Origin of the sequence: Roseisolibacter sp. H3M3-2, assembly GCF_029211165.1 — a bacterium.
Classification (GTDB): domain Bacteria; phylum Gemmatimonadota; class Gemmatimonadetes; order Gemmatimonadales; family Gemmatimonadaceae; genus Roseisolibacter.
In genome coordinates, this window is the sequence record NZ_JARGEK010000698.1 from 1 (window position 1) to 988 (window position 988).

General features: G+C 80.9%; 2 protein-coding genes. One reads left to right on the forward strand and one right to left on the reverse strand.

What is annotated here, in order from left to right:
• Positions 1-624, forward strand: a 624-nt coding sequence (locus PYV61_RS25810; protein ID WP_275836756.1) for an MBL fold metallo-hydrolase, incomplete at its 5' end; no start/stop codon positions are given.
• A gap of 18 nt (positions 625-642) precedes the next feature.
• Here PYV61_RS25810 and PYV61_RS25815 read toward each other — a convergent pair.
• A partial coding sequence (locus tag PYV61_RS25815; protein ID WP_275836757.1) for a glycerol-3-phosphate dehydrogenase C-terminal domain-containing protein occupies positions 643-988 on the reverse strand: 346 nt, incomplete at its 5' end.

A 988-nucleotide genomic window follows, 5' to 3' on the forward strand; every position in this document is an offset into this window, starting at 1 on the left:
CTCGGCGGCGCGGTGCTGACGCACGCGCACGAGGACCACGCGGGGAACGCCGCCGCCCGCGCGGCGCGCGGCGTCCCGCTGGCGATGGCCGACGCCACCCGCGCCGCCCTCGCCGACAGCGCCCCGCTCGCGCTCTACCGCCGCGCCACCTGGGGGACGCCGACCCCTGTGCGCCCGGACGCGCCGGCCGCCGACCCGGCGCCGCTGGTGCTCCTCCCGACGCCGGGCCACACCGCCGACCACCACGCGGTGTGGGACCCCGAGCGCGAGACGCTGTTCGGCGGGGACCTGTTCCTCAACGTGCGCGTGCGGATCGCGCACCTCGACGAGGACCTCCCGGCGCTCGCCCGCTCGCTGCGCGCGATGGCGGCGCTGCGCCCGCGCCGCCTGTTCGACGCGCACCGCGGGCTCGTCCCCGACCCGGCGGCGGCGCTGGCCGCCAAGGCCGGGTGGACCGAGGACACGATCGCCGAGATCGGCCGGCTGCTCGACGCCGGGTGGCCGGAGCGCCGCGTCCGCGCCGCGGTGCTCGGCGGCGAGTCGGCGACGGGATGGCTGTCGGCGGGCGCCTACTCGCGGCTCAACTACGTGCGCGCGGTGGCGCGGGCGCGCGCCGCGGCCTGACGACGGCCCGACGGCGGCTCACGGGTCGACCCCGAACAGCCGCGACGCCTCGGCGTCGTACTCGGCCAGCGCGCGCGCGACCGCGGCGTCGTCCCAGCCGAGGTGCGGCGCGACGAGCGGGGCGACGACGCGTGCCGCCGCGCGCCCCGCGTCGCGCGTCTCGAACGCGAGCGGGGTGCGGCGCACGAGCAGGTCGGCGAGCGTGCACGCCAGCTCCGCCTCGACCGCGTGCACGTACTCGGCGCCGACGTACGGCAGCGCCGGGTCGACGCGCGCCGCGAGCGCCGGGTCGGCCGCGGCGCGCGCCCACACCGCCTCCCACGCCGAGCCGTGGGCGCGCACCAGCCGCGCCGCCACCGCCGCG